An 18,813-nucleotide genomic window follows, 5' to 3' on the forward strand; every position below is an offset into this window, starting at 1 on the left:
CGCTCGTGTCCCCCAGGCCTGCGGCCATCCTGCTTGACCTCGCTGTGCAGAACGCACCGCGGCAGCGTCCCCGCACCATGGTGGCCAGAAACGCGAACGCAGAAAAAAAGCCGCCCGGCGTGAACACCGGGCGGCTTGGGTCGATTCAGGTCAGCGAATCACACCGTACGGTGCGCCATCGGTGTTTCAGGTACGGGATATCCCGCCGCGCCAAACGTCGACACGATGGCCTTGTGCGTGTCGAAGTACACCTGCCAGTAGTGGTCGGTGTGGGTGTAGGGGCGCACGCACAGCAGCGGGCCTTCGGGTGTGAATTGCAAAATCTCGATGTCAGGCGCGGGGCTGTCTTTCACGTTCGGGATCGCGGCGATCACAGGACGCAGGCGGGCGATGGCGTCCATCACATCCACGCTGTTGGCCACTTTGGCCGCACAGTCCACCCGGCGAAAGGGCTCGGCGCTGAAGTTTTGGATGTTGTCCGAGAACACCTTGTTGTTGCCCACCACGGTCAGCACGTTGTCGGGCGTGAGCACGGTGGTGGCAAACAGGCCGAGCTCTTTCACCGTGCCCAGCGTGCCGCCGGCGTTGATGAAGTCGCCCACTTTGTAAGGGCGCAGCACCTGCAAAAACAAGCCTGCGGCAAAGTTGCCCAGCATGCCGCTCCAGGCCGCGCCAATGGCCAAGCCAGCGCCAGCCAGCAAGGCGGCGAACGAGGTGGTCTTGATGCCAAAGATATCCAGAATGGCCAGCACCAAAATGAGCGTCAGGCCCACCGAGATGATGGACTTGAGGTACTGGATGAGGGTGGCGTCGATCTTTTTACCGCGCTCCAGGCCCCGGCCCATGAGGCCCACGGCCATGCCGATGAGCCAGCGGCCCACGATCCAGGCAGCTATGGCGCCGAGTATCTTCAGGCCGAAGTCGGCCCCTTGGGTGGACAGAAATGTCCAGACGGCTTCCATGTTCATAATGATTCCTTTCGCAGATCACAGACAAAAATGCAGTATTCACCCGCTTCCGCCCGTTTCTCTACCCCATGGCGCCACACACCTGCAACGGCTGTGGCATTGTTCCCCGGCCTGTTGTTTGCGGGTTGCGGAGCCTGCGCATGAAGGCCGGTGCCAACGCCGCTGCCCGCAAGCGCACCGGCCAGCAAACATTGCCCGATGTGACGATTTCTGAAGACAGCGAGGTGCGGTTTTTGCACCTGGGCACCGAATGGATCCAGGGTTCCATGCTGCTGGACGCGCCGTTCGACATTGAGTTGGACTATGTGCAGCGCATGGTGGCCTGGCTGCTGTTTGTGGCGCCCGAGTCGGTGAGCAAGCGCCGCGCCATGCAGCTGGGCCTGGGCTCGGCGGCACTCACCAAGTTTCATTTCAAGAAACTGCGCATGGACACTACCGCCATCGAGATCAACCCCCAGGTGCTGGCGGTGTGCCGCACCTGGTTCAAACTGCCCGACGACGGCCCGCGCTTGCGCGTGGTGCTGGCCGACGCCGGCCAGGAAATACGCAACCCGGCGTACACCGGGCGCATCGACGCTTTGCAGGTGGACCTGTACGACCACGAAGCCGCCGCCCCGGTGCTGGACAGCCCCGACTTTTACGTGGATTGCCGCTCGGTGCTGAACGACGACGGCGTGATGACCGTGAACCTGTTTGGCCGCGACACGAGTTACGAACGCTCGCTGCAGAGCATTTGCGCTGCATTCGGCGAAGACGCGGTGTGGGCCTTCAAGCCCACGCGCGAGGGCAACACGATTGTGCTGGCGCAGCGCACGGCCACCCGGCCCACCCGCATGGAGCTGCTGGCGCGTGCCGAGGCGGTGCAAGAGCGCTGGGGCTTGCCGGCGGTGAAGTGGCTCAAGATATTCAAACCTGTTGCCTGAGGGGCCGCATGAAAAACCCGACGCCCGCCGCTGCCTTGAACGACACCGGCCCACTCGACTGGCGCACGCTGGTGGGCTGGCTGCGTGACGATGGGGTGATTGCCGCCCAGGAGGCCGAGCGCACCATTGCCCGCTGTGCTTCGGCACACAGTGCGCAGCACCCGCTGCAGCGCCTGGCGGTGGTGGGCATGGCGCGGGCGGCCGACAGCCATGTGCTGGATGCTGAGTTGCTGACCGAGTGGCTGGCCAAACGCTGTGGCCTCACCTACATGCGCATCGACCCGTTGAAGGTGGATGTGGGCAAGGTGGCCGACGTGATGAGCGCGGCCTACGCCGAACGCCACAAGGTGCTGCCGGTGCAGGTGAGCCCGACCGAGGTGGTGGTGGCCACGGCCGAGCCGTTCATGCGCGACTGGGTGCCCGAGGTGGAGCGCCAGACCCGCAAGGCGGTGCGTCTGGTGCTGGCCAGCCCGACGGCCATCACGCGCTACACGGCCGAGTTTTTCGCGCTGGCCAAGTCGGTGCGGGCGGCCAACAAGGGCGGCGGCTCGGGTGGCTTTGGCAGCTTCGAGCAGCTGGTGGAACTGGGCAAGGCCAACAAGCAGCTCGACGCCAACGACCAGGGTGTGGTGCAGGTGGTGGACTGGCTCTGGCAATACGCTTTCGACCAGCGCGCCAGCGACATCCACCTGGAGCCGCGGCGTGAGCAGGGCGTGATCCGTTTCCGCATCGACGGCGTGCTTCACCCGGTTTACCAGATGCCCATGGGTGTGATGAACGCGATGATTGCGCGCATCAAGCTGCTGGGCCGCATGGACGTGGTGGAAAAACGTCGTCCGCAAGATGGCCGCATCAAGACGCTCAGGCCCGGTGTGGGCGCGTCGCGCGGCGACGAGGTGGAAATGCGTCTCTCGACCCTGCCCACCGCCTTCGGCGAAAAGATGGTCATGCGCATTTTTGACCCTGAAGCCACAGTGAAAGACCTGAGCGCCTTGGGCTTTGCGCCGCACGACGCCCAGCGCTGGGAAAGCCTGACCCAGCGCCCGCACGGCATTGTGCTGGTGACCGGCCCCACCGGCTCGGGCAAAACCACCACGCTCTACGCCACCCTGAAGCGGCTGGCCACCGAAGAGGTGAACGTGAGCACGGTGGAAGACCCGATCGAGATGATCGAGTCGGCGTTCAACCAGACCCAGGTACAAACCCACCTGGACCTGGACTTTGCCCAGGGCCTGCGCGCCTTGATGCGGCAAGACCCGGACATCATCATGGTGGGCGAGATACGCGACCTGCCCACCGCCGAAATGGCGGTGCAGGCCGCACTCACCGGCCACCTGGTGTTCACCACACTGCACACCAACGACGCGCCCTCGGCCATCATGCGGCTGATGGAGCTGGGCATACCGCCCTACTTGATCAATGCCACGGTGCTGGGCGTGCTGGCGCAGCGCTTGGTGCGCACGCTGTGCCCGGCCTGCCGCACGCGCGAAGACGAGGCCTCCAAGGCCACGTCGAGCCAGGCGCTGGCCGCGCTGGTGAAGCCCTGGAACGTGAGCGGCAGCTACCGGCCTTACCAGCCGGTGGGCTGCGTGGATTGCCGCATGACCGGGTTTCGCGGGCGCATGGGGCTTTATGAGCTGCTGGTGGTCACCGACGCGTTCAAAGACAAGGTGAGCCGCGAGCCGCAGCTGGAGAGCCTGCGCAAACAGGCCATCGCTGATGGCATGCGCCCATTGCGTCTGGCCGGGGCCGCGCGCGTGGCTGAGGGTCTCACCACGCTCGACGAAGTACTGGCCACCACACCGCCGGTGAACTGATGCCCCCACGCTCCGCCGCTGCGCGGGTCGCTGCCCCCCGAGGGGGCTGGGCCTGCCTTGGGGCGGCCCTGCGGCTGGCCCGTCTGATGCCCTCGCGCTCCGCCGCTGCGCGGGTCGCTGCCCCCCGAGGGGGCTGGGCCTGCCTTGGGGCGGCCCTGCGGCTGGCCCGTCTGATGCCCTCGCGCTCCGCCGCTGCGCGGGTCGCTGCCCCCCGCGGGGGCTGGGCCTGCCTTGGGGCGGCCCTGCGGCTGGCCCGTCTGATGCCCCTACGCTCCGCCGGTGCCTTACATTGCACGGTTCGTTACCAACTCGTCACCGCCTACGCATGATTCCCATCAAAACCGAGTCCGCCTGGCGCGGCACCGCCGACTGCCGCCACTGTGGCATCCGCGACATGGTGCTGTTCGCCGACCTGCGCGAAGAAGACTTTGCCCTGATCCATGCGCCGATTGACGACCTGGAGTTCGCCGCTGGCCAACCGCTGGTGCGGATGGGTGAAACCGCCACCTCGCTCTACACGCTGCGCGTGGGCATGATCAAGCTGGTGCGCAACACGGTGGACGGGCGCCAGCGCATCGTGCGCGTGTTGCGCTCGGGCGATGTGGTGGGCCTGGAAGCGCTCATGGGCCCCACCTACGACTCGGAAGCCATTGCGCTCACCCCCATCAAGGTGTGCCGCTTGCCGCTTCAGGTGATACAGCGCCTGAACCGCGAAACCCCACGCCTGCACCAGCGATTGCTGGAAAAATGGCACCGCAGCCTGAAAGAGGCCGACGACTGGCTGGCCGATCTGAATTTCGGCAACGCCCGCCAGCGCGTGGCCGGGCTCATTCTGAAAATGCGCGCGGAACACGACGCCACGGTGTCCCACCTGTTTTCGCGCGAAGACATGGGCGCCATGCTCGACCTGAAGCTCGAAACCGTGAGCCGCACGCTCTCGGCCTTTGAACGCGAAGGCCTCATAGAGCCGCTGGACAAACAGGGCCGCGTGTACCGCGTGGTGGACGCCGAGCGGCTGTCCGTGCCCAAGTCCTGAGCGACAGGCGGGCCGACGGCATGTGCCGATAATCGGCGCCATGCCATCGACCTCTGCGCGCCCTGTGCCTCACCTCGCCACCGGCTTGCTGCTCGCCAGCGCCGGGTCTATTGCTTTTTCGGGCAAGGCCATCATCGTGAAGCTGGCCTACCGCCATGGGGTGGACGCGGTCACGCTCATCATGTACCGCATGCTGTTTGCGCTGCCGCTGTTTCTGGCGCTGGCCTGGTGGGCCAGCCGGGGCAAAGCGGCGCTCACCCGCCAAGACTGGCTAGGCATTTTGGGCCTGGGGTTCACCGGCTACTACTTGGCGAGCTTTCTGGACTTCTGGGGCCTGCAATACATCAGCGCCAGCCTGGAGCGGCTCATCTTGTACCTCAACCCCACGCTGGTGCTGGTGCTGGGCTGGGTGGTCTACCAACGGCGCATCACCCGCTTGCAAGCGCTGGCCATGGCCGTGAGCTACGCCGGCGTGCTGCTGGTGTTTGGCCATGAGGCCGACTTTGCCGGCCCCAACGCGGTGCTGGGCGCCGCGCTGGTGTTCGGCAGCGCCATCAGCTACGCCATGTACCTCGTGTACAGCGGCGAACTCGTCAAGCGCCTGGGCTCCATGCGGCTCGTGGGCCTGGCCACCAGCGTGGCCTGCGGTTTGTGCCTGTTGCAGTTTGTGCTGCTGCGTCCGCTGGAGGCGGCCACGGCGGTGGCGCCCGAGGTGATCTGGCTGTCGGTGCTCAACGCCACGCTCTGCACCTTCGCGCCCGTCATCATGGTCATGATGGCCATTGAGCGCATCGGCGCCGGCCTGGCCGCGCAGACGGGCATGATCGGCCCCATGTCCACCATCGCCATGGGCGTGCTGATTTTGGACGAGCCGTTCAACGGCTGGATCGTGGCGGGCACCGTGCTCGTGGTGTCGGGCGTGTTTTTGGTGACGCGCTTTGGCTCGGCGGGCGCGGCGAAATAGTTTTAATCAGGAGATCAACACATGGACTTGGGACTTGCAGGCAAATGGGCGCTGGTGTGCGGCGCCAGCAAAGGGCTGGGCTTGGGCTGCGCGCAGGCACTGGCGGCCGAGGGCACACACGTGGTCATGGTGGCCCGCCGGGCCGATGTGCTGGAAGCTTCAGCGGCCGCGCTGCGCGCCGCGTCGCCCGGTGTGCAGGTGATCGCTGTGGCCGCCGACATCACCACCGAAGAGGGCCGCGCTGCGGCGCTGGGCGTGGCCGGTGGCCCTGGCACGGCGTTTGATATTGTGGTCACCAACGCAGGCGGCCCGCCGCCCGGTGACTTTCGCAACTGGGACCGCGATGCGTGGATCAAGGCCGTGGACGCCAACATGCTCACCCCCATCGAACTCATCAAGGCCACGGTGGACGGCATGGCGCAGCGCGGTTTTGGCCGCATCGTCAACATCACCAGCAGCGCCGTGAAAGCGCCCATCGACATCCTGGGCCTGTCCAACGGCGCACGCAGCGGGTTGACAGGCTTTGTGGCCGGTGTGGCGCGCAGCGGCATTGCCGCGCGAGGCGTCACCATCAACAACCTGCTGCCGGGGAAGTTCGACACCGACCGCATTGCCACCACCCTGAAGGCTGCCGCCGAAAAAACCGGCCAAAGCGTGGACGAGATTCGCCTGGCCCAGCAGGCCCAGATTCCGGCCCGCCGCTTTGGCAACCCGCAAGAGTTCGGCGCTATCTGCGCGTTCCTGTGCAGCCAGCAGGCCGCCTACATGACGGGGCAGAACGTGCTGGCCGATGGCGGGGCTTACGCAGGGAGTTTTTGAAGCGCCCGGGTTGTGGGGTGGTGCGCGCGGCGCAGCCGCCCCGGGGCGATGGCCACGTCTAAGCAGACCTCAGGCGGGAGCGCCAGGTCCGCGCCGTGAGCGCAAGCGCATCGCCAGTGGCACCACCAGCATCAACCCCGCCGCTACCCACAGGCCGATGGTGATGGGGCTGCCCACCAGAATGCTGGCGTCGCCGTTGCTGATGGACAGGGCGCGGCGCAGGTTTTGTTCCATCATGTCGCCGAGCACGAAGCCCAGGATCAGCGGCGCCATGGGCACGCCCTGCTTGCGCAGCAGGTAGGCCAAGAAGCCCAGGCCGGTCATCAGCACGAGGTCAAACGTGGTGGCGTGCACCGCGTACACGCCCACGCTGCTGACGGCCACAATGCCGGGCACCAGCAGCCAGTTGGGCACGCTCAGCACCTTGGTGAACACGCCCACCAGCGGGATGTTGAGCACCAGCAGAATCACGTTGGCCACGAACAGCGAGGCGATCAGGCCCCACACCAGATCGGGCTGCTGGGTGAACAGCGCCGGGCCCGGCGTGATGTTGTAGAGCGAGAGCGCGCCCACCATCACCGCCGTGGTGCCCGAGCCGGGCACGCCGAGCGTGAGCATGGGCACAAACGACCCGGTGGCCGCCGAGTTGTTGGCGGCCTCGGGCGCGGCCACACCACGGATGTCGCCTTTGCCGAACGTGCCTTCTTTGTCGGTCAGGCTTTTCTCCATGGAATACGTCATGGCACTGGCTATTGTTGCGCCCGCGCCGGGCAACACACCCACCGCAAAACCCACCACACCCGAGCGCACCGTGCCCCACCAGGTCTGGGCCAGTTCCTTCATGTTGAACATCATGCGGCCGGTCTGGGTGATGATGCCGGCGCTGTTGTGGTGCTGCTCCAGCATCAGCAGCAGCTCGCTGATGGAGAACACGCCGATCACCACCACCACGAACTGGATGCCGTCGGAGAGGTGGACATCGCCCCCGGTGAAGCGGTAGACGCCGGAGTTCGAGTCCAGCCCCACGCAAGCCATGGACAGGCCGATGAGTGCCGCCAGTGCGGCCTTGACCGGCGATTCGCCCATCAACCCGGCAATGCAGGCAAAGGCAAAGCACATGAGCGCGAAGTATTCGGCCGGGCCGAACGACAGCGCCCACCGCGCCAGCAGGGGTGCAAACAGCACGATGCCGATGGTGGCGATCAGCGAGCCGACAAACGAACTCCAGGCCGAGATGGACAGCGCCACGCCGCCCTGGCCGTTGCGGGCCATGGGGTAGCCGTCGAGCGCGGTCATGATGGCGCCCGCGTCGCCCGGCACGTTGAGCAGGATGGACGAAATGCGTCCGCCGTACTCGCAGCCGATGTAGACCGCTGCCAGCAGGATCAGCGAGGTTTCCGGCGGCAGTTTCATGGCGAAGGCCAGTGGCATCAAAATGGCCACGCCGTTGATCGGGCCCAGGCCCGGCAGCAGGCCAACGATGGTGCCGATGAAACAGCCCATGGCGGCGATCAGCAGGTTGGTCGGGCTCAGCGCCACGCCAAAGCCGGCGGCGAGGTGTTGCAGGACTTCCATCTCAGTTCCCTCCCAGCAAGGCCGCCAGCGGGCCGGTGGGCAGCACCACGTCCAGCAGCTTGTCAAACAGCACGTACAACACCAGACCCAGCGCGGCGCCCCCGGCAAGCGACTGTTTCCAGCTGCCGCCAAACGCCATGCCCACGGGCAGCGCCATCAGCGCGGTGGCCAGCGCAAAGCCCAGCGACTGGAACAGCAGCGCATACACCAGCACAGCCGCCGCGCACAGGGCGGTGCCCCGCCAGGGCACGCCGCGAAAGGCTTCGGCCCTGGCCGTGGGGCGCAGCACCAGCCACAGGCCACACAGGCTCAGGCCGGCGGCCAGCAGCAGCGGAAACGCGCGCGGGCCGACGGGTTCGTAGGAAATGGCGGCGGCGTAGTCTTGCGCGGCCCAGGCCATGGCGGCGGACGCGACAACACACACCGCACCGAGGACGCGGTCACTCATGGGGGACTCCGGTGAAAAGGGACAGGCGTGGGCCACCGCTGCGGTGCCCAGTGGGCAGAACCCGTGGAGCAGCGCAGGGCGCGGTCTGGCTCTGTGAAAGGCAACACATCCGTTCGGGCTGAGCCTGTCGAAGCCCTTCGACAGGCTCAGGGCGAACGGTTCAAGGCTTACTTGGCGGGCACGACGTTCAGGCCGAACTCTTCGGCCAGCTTGCGGTAGCCGGCCACCTGCTTCTTGACGTAGGCGTCCAGCGGTGCGCCGGTGAGTGCCATGGGGAACAGGCCACGCTCGCTGCGCAGCTTGTCGTAGGCGGGCGTGGCCATCAGCTTGGTGAAGGTGTCGGCCCAGACCTTGTAGTCGGCGTCGCTCACCTTGGGTCCCACGTAAAAACCGCGCACGATGGGCCATTCCACATCAAAGCCCTGCTCGGCGGCGGTGGGGATGTTGGCCATGTCGCCACTCAGGCGCTTGTCGTTCATCACCGCCAGGATGCGCACCTTGGCGCCGGCCTTGATCTGCTGCCCGGCCTCGGCTGCGTCGCCGGTGAAGACGTGGATGTGGCCGCCTTGCAGCGCGGTCAGCGCTTCGCCACCGCCTTCAAACGCCACGTAGCGCATGGTCTTGGGGTTCACGCCACCGGCGCGCGCGGTCAGCGCGGCCTTCATCCAGTCCTGGCTGCCCACGGTGCCGCCGGCACCCAGCACCACCTTGGTCGGGTCGGCCTTCATGGCAGCCATCACGTCCTTGAGGGTCTTGAAGGGCGAGTTCTCGGCCACCACCACGGCGCCGTAGTCGGTACCGATGGCGGCGAGCCAGCGCACATCGTTTTCGTTGTAGCGGCCAAACTTGCCCTGGGCCAGGTTCAGCAGCGAGCCGCCTGAGAACGCGACGATGGCGTTGGCCGCGTCGGGCTTCTGGGCGATCACGGTGTTGTAGGCCACGGCGCCGATGCCGCCGGGCATGTAGGTCACGCGCATCGGGTCGGCGATGAACTTGCCTTCCTGCAGTGCGCTCTGCACGAGTTTGCAGGTGAGGTCAAAACCACCACCGGGCTTGGCTGGGGCAATGCACTCGGTCTTGTCCAGGGCGCCGGCGCTGGCGGTGAGTGCCACGGCCGATACGGCGGCGGCGATGAACTTGGAAGCGATGCTCATGAAGGTGTCTCCTCAAAGGGGTGGAAGCCTCGCAACGGAGGTGTTGCGATGAGGGCACTGTAGAAAAAACGCACTTTCAGCCCGCTTTCAGACAACAGGCCAAAAACCAAGGGTTAACCCGTTGCCCCGGTACCGGCTGCGGTCGCCGCGCTGGTGGGCAGCGTGAGCGTGACCGCCAGACCCTGGCCTTCTGGACCAGCGGCCACCTCCATCTGCCCGCCATGCCGCTGGGCCACGGTGCGCACGATGGCAAGGCCCAGGCCGGAGCCGGGCAGGGCACCCCCACCACCTCGGAAAAAACGTTCGCCCGCGCGCACCAGTTCCTCGGGCGGCAGACCGGGGCCGTCGTCCACCACGCTCAGGCGCACCGCGCCTGCGGCATCGGCCCGCACCGTCAGCGTCACGTGGCTGCCCGCGCCGCCGTGGCGGATGGCGTTGTGCAGCAGGTTGGCCAGGGCTTCGCGCAGAAGGTCGGGTTCGCCCGCCAGCGGCAGGGCGTGATCGGGCGCGTCCAGCCCCAGGTCCACACCCTGGTCGCGCGCGGGGCCCCACCACTGACGCACCAGCGCCTCGGCCAGTGCCACCACGTCGAAGGGCTGGCGCTGCGGCGGGGCGCTGTCGGCGCGCGCCAGCGAGAGCATCTGGTTGGTCTGACGGATGGTTTCGTCCAGCTGCGCGCGGATGTTGTCCAGCGCCTGGCGCTGCGCCGCGGGGTTGGCCTCGCGCTGGGCGTAGGCCACCTGCGTGGCCAGCGTGGTCAGCGGTGTGCGCAGTTGGTGCGACGCGTCGTCGATGAAGCGGCGCTGCGCCTCGGTCTGCTCTCGGTGGCGCTCAATGTGGTGGTTGATGGCCTGCACCAGCGGCAACACTTCGGCGGGCGCGCCGCTGGCGTCCATGGGCGTCATGTCCTGTGGGTCGCGCGCGTCCACCTCCTGGCGCAACCGGTCCAGTGGGCGCATGGCCCAGGCAATGGCCAGCGCCAGCAGCGCGCTGGCCGCCAGCATCAGCAACACGTCGCGCCCCAGCGACTGCAGCACCAGCGCGCGGCGGAACCCGGTGCGCGCCTCCAGCGTTTCGGCCACCTGGATCACCACACGCTGTGGCCCGGTCTGCCCCGCCAGTGGCGGTTGCAGGTCGCGCGCGTAGCTGCCCACGCGCACCGCCTGCCCCACGTAGGCACCTTCGTGGAACTGGGGCTGGCCCGTCAGCAGCGGGCGCGGCGGTGCAGGCAGGTTGGCACTGCCGATTTCGACCAGACCGTCTTCCGTTGCCACGCGGTAGAACACCTGGCCTTGCGCGGTCAGCTCGAAGAACTCGAGCATGCGGTACGGCAGCTCCACGCCCAGGCCGCCGCTGGCGGTCGAGATGCTCGAATCGATGGACTTCACCGCGCCCAGCAGCGATCGGTCGTAGGCCGCGTCGGCCGCTTCGCTGGCGGTGCGCCAAGCCAGCCAGAGTTCACCTGCGAACACCGCGCCCAGCCCAGGCAGCAGCAGCACCAGCAAAAAGCGGCGGATGCTCGCGCGCGACCACGCCTGAGGCGTCACGCGGCGGTCTCCAGCAAATAACCCAGGCCGCGCAACGTGGCGATGCGCACCGGCGAGGCTTCCAGCCGTTTGCGCAGCCGGTGAATCAGCACCTCAATGGCCTCGGGGTTCACGTCCTGCTCGTCAGAAAACACGCGCTCCAGCAGCTCGCGCTTGGACAGGGGTTCGCCCGGGTGCTGGATCAGCGCACGCAGCACCGCATGTTCGCGCGGCGTGAGGCTCAGCACCTCATGCTGCAGCCGGAATTGTTTGGCCACGCTGTCGTAGCTCAGCGGCCCGCAGGCAAAGCGCGGGTGATCCTGCCCGCGCGAGCGGCGGATCAGCGCGATCAGGCGCGCTTCCAGCTCGGCCACATCAAACGGTTTGGCCAGAAAATCGTCTGCCCCGCCGTGCAGGCAGTTCACCCGCTCCATCAGCGAGTCGCGTGCGGTGAGGATGAGCACCGGCAGGCGCTCGTCTGCCTCGCGCAGGTCGGCCAGCACGTCGTGCCCGCCCAGGCCGGGCAGGCCCAGGTCGAGGATGAGCGCGTCGTATTTGGTGGCCTTGAGGCTGCGGCGCACCAGGCGGCCGTCGTTCACCCAGTCGACCTGAAAATCGTTCTGGGCAAGAGCCTTGGTGAGCCAGTTGCCCAGTTCGGTTTCGTCTTCAGCGAGGAGGATGCGCATGCGCGTATTTTCACGCAGGCAGGTTCAAAGTCTGTCCCTGACCTACCGCCGCGAACTCACCACGATCCCGCCCACAATGAGCGCAAACCCCGCGGCGTGGTACAGCCGGGGCATGTCACCCAGCAGCGTGGCCGCCATGAGTGCCGCAAACAGCGGCGTGAGGTTGGTGAAAAAGCTGGCTATGGACGGCCCCACGCGGCCCACGCCGGCGCCCCAGCAGCGGTAGGCCAGCAGCGAAGGGCCGATGGCAACGAACAACAGGGCGCCCGCCAGCGGCCAACCCCACTGGATGTGGCTTTGCCCTGCGGGCAGGGTGGGCAGCAGGCTCCATTCGGCCGCCACCATGGCGCTGGACCACACCACACCCATGGCCATTTGCGCGAGCAAAAAGGCGGCCCAGTCGGCCTTGATGGCGGCGGGCTCGGTGCCCGGCTTGGGCTTGGCCAGCAGCCAGCTGTACCAGGCCCAGACCAGCGAGGCCAGCAGCATCCAGCCATCACCCGGTACCAGCTGCACCGCTTGCAGTTGGGCCAGTTCGCCGCGCGAGAGCACCGTGGCCACGCCCGCGAGCGACAGCGCTGCACCCAACGCCGCACGCCTGGAAATGGAAACCCCGTAAAACAGCCGCCCCAGCAGCAGCATCCACACCGGTGTGCTAGAGGCCACCAGCGTCACGTTGAGCGGTGTCGATGTTTTCAAAGCCATGTATTGCAACGCGTTGTACAGCCCCACGCCCAGCAAACCGAGCAGCGCAAAGCGCCGCCAGTGCGGCCACAGCGGGCTGCCGGGGCGCAGCACCCAGCCCGCCACCGGCAGCAAAATCAACAGCGCGAGCGACCACCGCAGCAGGTTGAAGGTGATGGGGGGCAACACGCCCTGCATCATCCGGCCCACCACGGCATTGCCCGCCCACATAAGCGGTGGAATCACCAGCAGGGCGACGGTGGCGGGTGTGAGGCGTGCGGAGGCGGTGTGCGGCATGGCCTGCACTGTAACAACCACGCCAAGCCCGACCCGGGCATGGGGCTGCGCGGCTGTCGCGCAGGCGCGGGCGGCATTTCGTGGCAGCATGGCGGGCCTGTTTCGTGCAGACTTTGCCTTTTCAGCCCCACAACAACGAGGAGATACCCATGACCCAGACCAGCCGCGCCGTGCGCATCCATGCCCCTGGCGGCCCCGAACAGCTTGCGATCGACACCGTGGAGGTGGGCGAGCCCGGCCCGGGCCAGGTGCGTATTCGCCACCACGCCATCGGCCTGAACTACATCGATGTGTACCAGCGCACCGGCCTGTACCCCAACCCAATGCCACTGGCGCTGGGCATGGAAGGCGCGGGCGTGATCGAGGCGGTGGGTGAGGGTGTGACCCACCTGAAGGCGGGCGACCGCGCTGCCTACGCCGCCAACCCACCGGGCAGCTACTGCGATGTGCGCGTGATGCCGGCCATGAACGTGTGCAAGCTGCCCGACGCGATCAGCTTCGAGACCGGCGCGGCCATGATGCTCAAGGGCCTGACCGCGCAGTATTTGCTCAAGCGCTGCAAGCCGGTGGAAGGCCTGGCCGCGGGCGACTTTGTGCTCTTTCATGCCGCCGCCGGTGGCGTGGGTCTGATTGCCTGCCAGTGGGCCAAGGCGCTGGGTTTGCGCTTGATCGGCACGGCCGGGTCAGACGAAAAATGTGCGCTGGCCCGCGAGCACGGCGCCGAGTTCACCATCAACTACCGCACCGAAGATTTTGCTGCCCGGGTGAAAGAGATCACCGGGGGCCAAGGCGTGAAGGTGGTCTACGACTCGGTGGGCAAAGACACCTTTGACAAGTCGCTCGACTGTCTGATGCCGTTTGGTCTGATGGTGAGCTTTGGCAACGCCAGCGGCCCGGTGGCGCCGTTTGCACCCGGCATTTTGGGCCCCAAGGGTTCCATTTACGTGACACGCCAAACCCTGTTCAGCCACATTACCAGCCGCGAGCGCACCCAGGCCATGGCCGATGATTTGTTTGCCGTGGTGCAAAGCGGTGCGGTGAACATCCGCATCGACCAACGCTTTGCGCTGACCGATGTGCGCCAAGCGCATGAGAGCCTGGAAGCGCGGGCCACGACGGGCTGTACCGTGTTGCTGCCCTGAACGAACAACCCCGGCGCGTAGCCGGGGTTGTTTCGTCACGTCAAACCCGGCTGCGCGCCGGGGCTGTTTCGTTCACTCAAGCCGCCACCGCCGCTGGCGCCACCTCGGTCAGCGCACGCTCCAGGTGCCGCAAGGTGGCGGGTACGTCGTGCCATTTGTCCAGCCCAAACAGCCCGATGCGGAAGGTGCGGAAGTCGGCCGGTTCGTCACACTGCAGCGGTACGCCGGCCGCAGTTTGCAGCCCTGCGGCCAGAAACTTCTTGCTGCTCTGGATGTCGGGGTCGGTGGTGTAGCTCACCACCACGCCGGGGGCCTGGAAACCGAGTGCTGACACGCTGGGGAAACCGTGTGTTTCCAGCAGGCTGCGTACCGCACGGCCCAGCGCCAGTTGCTCCTGGCGCACGCGCTCGTAGCCGTAGGCTTCGGTTTCTTTCATGGTCTCGTGCAGGCGCACCAGGGCGTCGGTGGGCAGCGTGGTGTGGTACGCATGGCCGCCGCCTTCGTAGGTTTCCATGATCTGCAGCCACTTTTTGAGGTCCATCGCAAAGGTGGTGCTCTGGGTGGCGTCAATGGCTTGGCGGGCGCGCTCGCTCAGCATCACCATGGCGCAGCAGGGTGAGCTGCTCCAGCCTTTTTGCGGGGCTGAGATGAGAATGTCCACGCCGGTGGCCTGCATGTCGACCCACATGGCGCCCGAGGCGATGCAGTCCAGCACAAACAGCCCACCCACGGCGTGCACCGCGTCGGCCACGGCGCTCAGGTAGTCGTTGGGCAAGATCATGCCGGCCGAGGTTTCAACGTGAGGGGCAAACACCAGCGCCGGTTTTTCTGCTGCGATGGCGGCTGTCACTTCTTCAATGGGCGCGGGCGCCCAGGCGGCTTGCGAGCCTTCGCCGGTGCGGCGGGCTTTCAGCACGGTATGGCTGGCGGGGATGTGACCCATGTCAAAGATCTGCGTCCAGCGGAAGCTGAACCAGCCGTTGCGGATGACCATCGCATGCTTGCCGTGGGCAAACTGGCGCGCGACCGACTCCATGCCAAACGTGCCACTGCCGGGCACCAGCACCGCTGAGTGGGCGCCGTACACGCGCTTGAGCATGGCCGAGATGTCGGTCATCACGCCCTGAAAGCGCTTGGACATATGGTTGAGCGCGCGGTCGGTGTAGACCACCGAAAACTCGAGCAGACCGTCGGGGTCGATGTGGGGCAGCAGTCCGGGCATGTGAGGGTCTCCTTCGGGGCATTTCGATCGTCAAACCAATGGGTCAGATTAGCATGGAGCGGCTCGCCCACCGCTCCGGAGAAACGCTCACCTGCTTCGTCTGACCCGCAAAATCTCGTCCAGGATCAGGCTCGCCGCACCGATGGTGATGCCGGCGTCGGCCACGTTGAAGGCCGGGAAGTGCCCACCGTGGAAAACGCCCGACAGGAACGACCAGTGGAAATCGAGGAAGTCCACCACGTAGCCGTGCAGCACACGGTCGATCACGTTGCCGATGGCGCCGCCCAAAATGCAGGCCAGCGCAAAGGCAAACAGTTTTTGCCCGGGGTGCGACCGCAGCATCCACACAATGAAGATGGCCGCAGCCACCCCGACGGCGGTGAAAAACCAGCGCTGCCAGCCCCCGGCCGAGGCCAGAAACGAGAAGGCTGCGCCGGTGTTGTGCACGCGAACCACGTTGAAGAAGCTGGTCACGTACGTGCTGTCGCCCAGCTGGTAGTAGCCCAAGATCAAGACCTTGGTGAACTGGTCCAGCATCAAAATGGCGCCGGCCAGGCCCAGCCAGGGCCAGAACGTGCTTTGGGTGCGAGCCATCAGGCCACCTTGCGGGTTTCACCCGCGCCTGTGCCAGCCGCCTCATTCAGGTTGCTTACGCAGCGCCCGCACACGGTGGGGTGCTCGGCGTGGTGGCCCACGTCGTCGCTGTAGTGCCAGCAGCGCTCGCACTTGGTGGCGGTGCTTGGCAGCACGCTCACCTGCAGTTCGTTGCCGTCCACCACCGTGGCGGTGGAGGTGATGGTGACGAACTTCAGGTCGTCGCCCAGCGAGCGCAGCAAAGCCGCGTCGTCGGCACCTGCGGTGATGCTCAGCGTGGCTTGCAGCGAAGCACCCACCTGCCCGGCGGTGCGCACGGCCTCAATGTCTTTGTTCGCCACATCGCGGATAGCGCGGATGCGCGACCACTTGGCCAGCAGCGCCTCGTTGGGGGCGGGCAGGGGCAAAAAGGTCTCAAAGAAGATCGAGCCTTTGTTGTCGGCCCCAGCCACCATGGGCCAGGCTTCTTCGGCGGTGAAGCTCAGGAACGGGGCCATCCAGCGCAGCATGGCCTGGGTGATCTGGTGCAGCGCGGTTTGGGCCGAGCGGCGCGCCAGGCTGTTGGGTGCGGTGGTGTACAGCCGGTCTTTCAACACGTCGAGGTAGAAAGCGCCGAGGTCTTCCGAGCAATACACCTGCAGCTTGCTCACCACGGGGTGGAACTCGTACACATCGAAGTGCGCCAAGATTTCTGCCTGCAGCTCGCTGGCGCGGGCCAGCGCGTAGCGGTCAATCTCCAGCATCTGCTCCAGCGGCACAGCGTCGGTGGCTGCGTTGAAGTCGGCCGTGTTGGCCATCAGGAAGCGCAGCGTGTTGCGGATGCGGCGGTAAGCGTCCACCACCCGGGCGAGGATCTTGTCGTCGATGTTGAGGTCGCCCGAGTAGTCGGTGCTGGCCACCCACAGGCGCACGATTTCAGCGCCGAGCTTGCTGGTCACGCTTTGCGGCTCCACCGTGTTGCCCAGGCTCTTGCTCATTTTGCGGCCTTGGCCGTCGGTGGCGAAGCCGTGGGTCAGCAGGCCTTTGTAGGGCGCGCGGTCAAACAGGGCGCAGCCCAGCAGCAGCGAGCTGTGGAACCAGCCGCGGTGCTGGTCGTGGCCTTCGAGGTAGAGGTCGGCCTCGGGGCCTTCGGCATGGAATGCGCCGTTCGGGTACGCCTTGGCGTGGCTGCCGCGCAGCACGTGCCAGAAGGTGGAACCGGAGTCGAACCACACTTCCAGGATGTCGGTGCTCTTCGTGTAGTGCGGCGCGTCGGTGGCGCCCAAGATGTCTTCGGCGGTGGCGCGGCTCCAGGCTTCGATGCCGCCTTTTTCAACAATGTCGGCCGCCTGGTCCAGGATCTCCATGGTGCGTGGGTGCAGCTCGCCCGAATCTTTGTGCAGGAAGAAGGGCACCGGCACGCCCCAGCTGCGCTGGCGGCTGATGCACCAGTCGGGCCGGTTGGCGATCATGTCGCGCAGGCGGGCCTTGCCGTTTTCTGGGTAGAAGTGGGTGTGGTCAATGGCGCCCAGCGCCAGTTGGCGCAGGGTCTTGGGTGCCTTGTCTTTCGTGAACACCCCTTCGCCCTCGTCCATGCGTACGAACCACTGTGCGGCGGCGCGGTAGATCACCGGTGTCTTGTGGCGCCAGCAGTGCGGGTAGCTGTGGGTGATGCCCACCGTGGCCATGAGGCGGCCGTGCTCGCGCAGCGTGTCGATGATGACCGGGCAAGCCTTCCAGATGTGCTGGCCGCCGAACAGCGGCAGTTCTTCGGTGTAGACGCCGTTGCCTTGTACCGGGTTGAGGATGTCGTCGTAGGCCAGGCCATGGGCCACGCAGCTGTTGAAGTCGTCCACGCCGTAGGCAGGGGCCGAGTGCACGATGCCGGTGCCGTCTGCGTCGCTCACGTAGTCAGCCAGGTACAACGGGGAGAGCCGCCGGTAGGTGAACGCACCGCCTGCGTCAGGCAGGTCGTGCAGGGGATGGCGGAACACCTGGCCGCGCAGGGCCTCGCCCTTGGCTGTGGCCAGTACGCTGCCTTCCAGGCCAAAGCGCTCCAGGCACTTCTCCACCAGGCTGGCGCCCAGCAGCAACACGCCCTTGGGCGTATCGACCAGCGCGTACTCCAGCTCGGGGTGGGCGTTGAGCGCCTGGTTGGCCGGGATGGTCCAGGCGGTGGTGGTCCAAATGACGGCGAAAGCGGACTTGCCGGCGGGCAGGGCGGCCAGGCCGAAAGCCTGGGCCAGACCGGCGGCGTCGTTGGACTCGAAGGCCACGTCCAGCGTGTCGCTTTTCTTGTCGGCGTATTCGATCTCGAATTCGGCCAGCGAAGAACCGCAGTCAAAACACCAGTACACCGGCTTCAGGCCGCGGTAAACGAAGCCGCGCTCGATCACGCGCTTGAAGGCGCGGATCTGGCCGGCCTCGTTGGCCGGGTCCATGGTGCGGTAGGGGCGCTCCCAGTCGCCGAGCACGCCCAGGCGCTTGAAGTCTTCGCGCTGTTGTGCAATCTGCTCGGTGGCAAAAGCACGGCTCTTGGCCTGCATGTCGTCGCGGCTCAGGTTGCGACCGTGCAGTTTTTCAATCGCGTTTTCGATCGGCAGGCCGTGGCAGTCCCAGCCGGGGATGTACTGGGCGTCGAAACCAGCGAGCTGTTTCGACTTCACGATCATGTCTTTGAGCACCTTGTTCAGTGCGTGGCCGATGTGCAGCTTGCCGTTGGCATAGGGCGGGCCGTCGTGCAGCACAAACAGCGGGGCGCCCTGGCGGGCATCGCGCAGGCGCTTGTACAGACCGCCTTCGTTCCACTGGCCGACCCAGGCCGGTTCCCGCTTGGGCAGGTCGCCGCGCATCGGGAACGGCGTGTCGGGCATGTTCAGTGTGGCGCGGTAGGCGCTGGCTTCCGGTTTGCTGGCGGCGGCTGCGTGGGGTGTGGTTTCAGACATGGGGAACGGCTCGGTGGGGGCAACGACTGGCTCA

At 66.4% G+C, this 18,813-nt stretch carries 16 protein-coding genes; 6 read left to right on the top strand and 10 right to left on the bottom strand.

Annotated features, from left to right (window positions below; genetic code table 11):
* Window positions 1-158: 158 nt before the first annotated feature.
* Window positions 159-968, bottom strand: coding sequence for a mechanosensitive ion channel family protein (locus ACTG4K_RS08770; RefSeq protein ID WP_439113815.1), 810 nt, complete (start codon window positions 966-968; stop codon window positions 159-161).
* Window positions 969-1,108: 140 nt separating this feature from the next.
* On the opposite strand from ACTG4K_RS08770, the gene ACTG4K_RS08775 reads away from it, so the two are divergent.
* The 5 genes from ACTG4K_RS08775 (at window position 1,109) to ACTG4K_RS08795 (ending at window position 6,527) form a co-directional block, all read left to right on the top strand.
* Window positions 1,109-1,891 (top strand): spermidine synthase, encoded by a 783-nt coding sequence (locus ACTG4K_RS08775; RefSeq protein WP_439113816.1) that lies wholly within the window; start codon window positions 1,109-1,111, stop codon window positions 1,889-1,891.
* An 8-nt stretch (window positions 1,892-1,899) separates the two neighbouring features.
* Window positions 1,900-3,708 (top strand): GspE/PulE family protein, encoded by a 1,809-nt coding sequence (locus ACTG4K_RS08780; protein ID WP_439113817.1) that lies wholly within the window; start codon window positions 1,900-1,902, stop codon window positions 3,706-3,708.
* Between the two features lie 325 nt (window positions 3,709-4,033).
* Window positions 4,034-4,744: a Crp/Fnr family transcriptional regulator gene (locus tag ACTG4K_RS08785; RefSeq protein ID WP_439113818.1), complete on the top strand. Its 711-nt coding sequence runs from the start codon at window positions 4,034-4,036 to the stop codon at window positions 4,742-4,744.
* A 40-nt stretch (window positions 4,745-4,784) separates the two neighbouring features.
* Window positions 4,785-5,708: a DMT family transporter gene (locus tag ACTG4K_RS08790; protein ID WP_439113819.1), complete on the top strand. Its 924-nt coding sequence runs from the start codon at window positions 4,785-4,787 to the stop codon at window positions 5,706-5,708.
* A 21-nt stretch (window positions 5,709-5,729) separates the two neighbouring features.
* On the top strand, window positions 5,730-6,527 hold the full coding sequence (locus ACTG4K_RS08795; protein WP_439113820.1) for an SDR family oxidoreductase: 798 nt from the start codon (window positions 5,730-5,732) through the stop codon (window positions 6,525-6,527).
* Between the two features lie 69 nt (window positions 6,528-6,596).
* On the opposite strand, the gene ACTG4K_RS08800 is transcribed toward ACTG4K_RS08795, so the two are convergent.
* The 6 genes from ACTG4K_RS08800 to ACTG4K_RS08825 form a co-directional block, all read right to left on the bottom strand.
* Entirely contained in the window at window positions 6,597-8,102 is a 1,506-nt protein-coding gene (locus ACTG4K_RS08800; protein ID WP_439113821.1) for a tripartite tricarboxylate transporter permease, read from the bottom strand.
* Window position 8,103: 1 nt separating this feature from the next.
* Window positions 8,104-8,550 carry a tripartite tricarboxylate transporter TctB family protein gene (locus tag ACTG4K_RS08805; protein WP_439113822.1) on the bottom strand — a complete coding sequence of 149 codons (447 nt, stop codon included), beginning with the start codon at window positions 8,548-8,550 and terminating at the stop codon, window positions 8,104-8,106.
* A 167-nt stretch (window positions 8,551-8,717) separates the two neighbouring features.
* Window positions 8,718-9,704, bottom strand: a complete 987-nt coding sequence (locus ACTG4K_RS08810) for a Bug family tripartite tricarboxylate transporter substrate binding protein (RefSeq protein WP_439113823.1) — start codon at window positions 9,702-9,704, stop codon at window positions 8,718-8,720.
* A 113-nt stretch (window positions 9,705-9,817) separates the two neighbouring features.
* Entirely contained in the window at window positions 9,818-11,251 is a 1,434-nt protein-coding gene (locus ACTG4K_RS08815; RefSeq protein WP_439113824.1) for a sensor histidine kinase, read from the bottom strand.
* Window positions 11,248-11,916 (bottom strand): response regulator, encoded by a 669-nt coding sequence (locus ACTG4K_RS08820; protein WP_439113825.1) that lies wholly within the window; start codon window positions 11,914-11,916, stop codon window positions 11,248-11,250. Before ACTG4K_RS08820 ends, ACTG4K_RS08815 begins: the two co-directional genes overlap by 4 nt.
* Window positions 11,917-11,958: 42 nt before the next feature.
* On the bottom strand, window positions 11,959-12,897 hold the full coding sequence (locus tag ACTG4K_RS08825; protein ID WP_439113826.1) for a DMT family transporter: 939 nt from the start codon (window positions 12,895-12,897) through the stop codon (window positions 11,959-11,961).
* A gap of 149 nt (window positions 12,898-13,046) precedes the next feature.
* Here ACTG4K_RS08825 and ACTG4K_RS08830 point away from each other — a divergent pair, with 149 nt between their 5' ends.
* Window positions 13,047-14,039: a quinone oxidoreductase family protein gene (locus tag ACTG4K_RS08830; RefSeq protein WP_439113827.1), complete on the top strand. Its 993-nt coding sequence runs from the start codon at window positions 13,047-13,049 to the stop codon at window positions 14,037-14,039.
* A gap of 76 nt (window positions 14,040-14,115) precedes the next feature.
* On the opposite strand, the gene ACTG4K_RS08835 is transcribed toward ACTG4K_RS08830, so the two are convergent.
* From ACTG4K_RS08835 to ileS, 3 genes are all read right to left on the bottom strand, one after another.
* Complete coding sequence (locus tag ACTG4K_RS08835) at window positions 14,116-15,261, bottom strand: aminotransferase class V-fold PLP-dependent enzyme (protein ID WP_439113828.1); 1,146 nt, start codon at window positions 15,259-15,261, stop codon at window positions 14,116-14,118.
* An 87-nt stretch (window positions 15,262-15,348) separates the two neighbouring features.
* Window positions 15,349-15,855: a signal peptidase II gene (gene lspA / locus ACTG4K_RS08840; RefSeq protein WP_439113829.1), complete on the bottom strand. Its 507-nt coding sequence runs from the start codon at window positions 15,853-15,855 to the stop codon at window positions 15,349-15,351.
* Window positions 15,855-18,779, bottom strand: coding sequence for an isoleucine--tRNA ligase (gene ileS, locus ACTG4K_RS08845; protein ID WP_439113830.1), 2,925 nt, complete (start codon window positions 18,777-18,779; stop codon window positions 15,855-15,857). Before ileS ends, lspA begins: the two co-directional genes overlap by 1 nt.
* Between the last annotated feature and the right edge of the window lie 34 nt (window positions 18,780-18,813).

This window comes from Hydrogenophaga sp., assembly GCF_965657535.1.
In the GTDB taxonomy this organism is placed as follows: Bacteria; Pseudomonadota; Gammaproteobacteria; order Burkholderiales; family Burkholderiaceae_C; genus Hydrogenophaga.